At 64.1% G+C, this 2,743-nt stretch carries 4 protein-coding genes; 1 reads left to right on the forward strand and 3 read right to left on the reverse strand.

The genetic code is table 11. The features are described 5' to 3' along the window. Positions 1–423: sulfite exporter TauE/SafE family protein (locus DBR34_RS22030; protein ID WP_258223623.1), on the reverse strand; the 423-nt coding region annotated here is incomplete at its 3' end. Positions 424–592: 169 nt separating this feature from the next. Beyond that, positions 593–1,282 carry a cAMP-activated global transcriptional regulator CRP gene (gene crp / locus DBR34_RS02420; RefSeq protein ID WP_038685793.1) on the reverse strand — a complete coding sequence of 230 codons (690 nt, stop codon included), beginning with the start codon at positions 1,280–1,282 and terminating at the stop codon, positions 593–595. A gap of 147 nt (positions 1,283–1,429) precedes the next feature. On the opposite strand from crp, the gene speD reads away from it, so the two are divergent. After that, on the forward strand, positions 1,430–2,224 hold the full coding sequence (gene speD, locus DBR34_RS02425) for an adenosylmethionine decarboxylase (protein ID WP_025874620.1): 795 nt from the start codon (positions 1,430–1,432) through the stop codon (positions 2,222–2,224). Positions 2,225–2,411: 187 nt separating this feature from the next. On the opposite strand, the gene DBR34_RS02430 is transcribed toward speD, so the two are convergent. After that, positions 2,412–2,743, reverse strand: a 332-nt coding sequence (locus DBR34_RS02430) for a demethoxyubiquinone hydroxylase family protein (protein WP_181393879.1), incomplete at its 5' end; no start/stop codon positions are given.

The following is a 2,743-nucleotide window of genomic DNA, read 5'->3' on the forward strand; positions in this document are numbered from 1 at the left end:
GGCGAAGAAGCCCAGCACCGGCACCCGCTTCACTTCCTGGGCCGGCATCAGCCGCCCGGCCGCGCGCAGCAGGATGAAGATCGCCAGCACCAGCAGGTAGCAGTAGATGAACGGGCGGATGAACTCTCCGGGCAGCTGGGTCAGCACGTAGGCACCGACAACCCCGCCCACCGCGCCCGGCAGGGCCAGGCGCAGGAACAGGCGGCGGTCGACATTGCCGGCCACCAGGTGGGAGACCCCCGATGCGCCGGTGGTGAACACTTCAGCGGTATGGATGCTGGCGCTCACCGCCGCCGGGGGCAGGCCCATGCTGAGCAGGATCGAGGACGAAATCAGCCCGAAGGCCATCCCCAGGGCGCCGTCGACCAGCTGCGCGCCCAGGCCGATCAAGATGAACCAATAGAATTCGCTGCCAAGCTCCATGGCCCCAGCCTACCGGGAAACGGCAGGGGCGTGCCGGCCCCTGTCCGACACCCCCGGGCAGCCCGGGCCCGGCGAAAGGCCGGGGGGCGTGTCGGATAGCGTGCGGGGCGGCATGCGGGGTGGCGTGCGGGGTAGCCGACCAACGGTCGGCTCTACCTGGCGGGTGCGGTCAGCGGGTGCCGTACAGGACCACGGTCTTGCCGCGGGCGTGCAGCAGGCCGTCGGTCTGCAGCTTCTTGAGCACGCGGCCGGCCATTTCACGCGAGCAGCCGACCAGCCGGGCCAGTTCCTGGCGCGACACGCGCAGCTGGGTGCCCTGCGGGTGGCTCATGGCCTCCGGTTCGCGGGACAGGTCGTGAAGGGTGCGCACGATTCGGTCGGTGACGTCCAGGAACGCCAGCCGGCTGGCCTTGCGGCTGGTGTCGAGCAGGCGCTTGGAGATCTGCTGGCCCAGCGCATACAGCAGCCGCGGGGCATCAGCCGAGAGCGGGCCGAGGAACAGCTGGTGCAGGCGCTCGTAGCTGATTTCAGCCAGTTCGCAGGGGGTGCGGGTGCGCAGGATCACCTCGCGGCGGTCCGATTCGACGAACAGGCCCATCTCGCCGACGAACTCACCTGAACCGAAGTAGCCGAGGACCAGCTCGCGGTCGTCCTCTTCCTCAGCAATTATAGAGACCGAGCCACTGATCACGTAATAAAGGGTGCCAGCCGGGTCTCCGGGGCGGAAGACATCGGTACGGGCGGGATAGCGGCGACGATGGCTGTGGGCCAGAAACCGGTCGATGGTGGCGATATCCAGGGCCAGTGGACTTGCGGCAAGGCGCACTGTTGACACGGTTGAGGCGCTCCCTTTGCTCATGAACAATTCACGGCTATGTGCCGCGAGCTTAACGATCCGATTTGTTAAGGGCAAACAAAGCACAGCTACTCGTGTCAATGCAAGTTTCGCCCCCGATCACTTTGCCCCATAATTCCCCCTTTCCCACCACTCACAGGATCGACCGCCGTGGTCAAGCCGTTGCCTCGCCTCAGGTTGCAGGGTTTCAACAACCTCACCAAGGCGCTGAGCTTCAACATCTATGACGTGTGTTACGCGCGCACCGAAGAGGAGCGTCAGCGTTATATTGAATACATCGATGAAGAGTACAACGCCGACAGGCTTACTCAAATCTTGACCGATGTCGCCGAGATCATCGGCGCCAACATCCTCAACGTGGCGCGCCAGGATTACGATCCGCAGGGTGCCTCGGTGACGATCCTGATCTCGGAAGAGCCGGTGATCGACAAGAAGCAGGCCGGCAAGGAGTTGATCTCCGACGCCGTGGTCGCGCACATGGACAAGTCGCACATCACTGTGCACACCTATCCGGAAACGCACCCGCAGGAAGGCATCGCAACCTTCCGCGCCGACATCGACGTGGCCACCTGCGGCGTGATTTCGCCGTTGAAGGCGCTGAACTACCTGATCGAGAGTCTGGAATCGGACATCGTGATCATGGACTACCGCGTGCGTGGCTTCACCCGTGATGTGAAGGGCAAGAAGCACTACATCGATCACAAGATCAACTCGATCCAGAACTTCCTGGCCAAGAACATCAAGTCGCGTTACGAGATGTTCGACGTCAACGTCTACCAGGAAAACATCTTCCACACGAAGATGCACCTGAAGGACTTCGACCTGGACCAGTACCTGTTCGAAGAGAAGGCGAAGAACATCTCGTTCAAGGAACGCATGAAGATCGAAGCGCTGCTGCGTCGTGAGATCGAAGAGCTGTTCCACGGGCGCAACCTGGCCGAGTAATGCCTCACGTGTCAGCCGCCCGGGGCAACCCGTGGCGGTGCTGCACAGGCGGGACGGTCCCGCGCCGGGTGCCAGGGTCGCGTAGAACCGGGTGCCACGGAAGCCAACCGACGACGGTCCGGTGTGAAGACACCGGGCCGTTTTTTGTGTCCGGCCGCCGGGCGGGCCCCTCAGCCGGGACGGGAGGTCACACGCGGTAGGCGATGGTCTTCATGACCTTGGAGGCCAGCGCCATCACCGAGGGGATCGGGAAGGGCAGCTTGCGGGCGCCGGCATGTTCGGCGTGGTCGGCGTGCCGGGCCTCGTCGATCTTCATCACCTTGAGGATCTCGCGGCTGCGCAGGTCGGCCGGGGGCAGGGTGTCCAGGTGTTCGTCCAGGTGGGCTTCGACCTGGCGCTCGGTTTCGACGACAAAGCCGAGGTTCCAGCCGTCGCCGCGCAGGCCGGCCAGGGTGCCGATGGTGTAGCTGCCGGCATACCAGATGGGATTGAACAGGCTGGGGCGGCTGTCCAGTTCGC

It is taken from the genome of Stenotrophomonas sp. HMWF003, assembly GCF_003061285.1.
Taxonomy (GTDB): Bacteria; Pseudomonadota; Gammaproteobacteria; order Xanthomonadales; family Xanthomonadaceae; genus Stenotrophomonas; species Stenotrophomonas maltophilia_AP.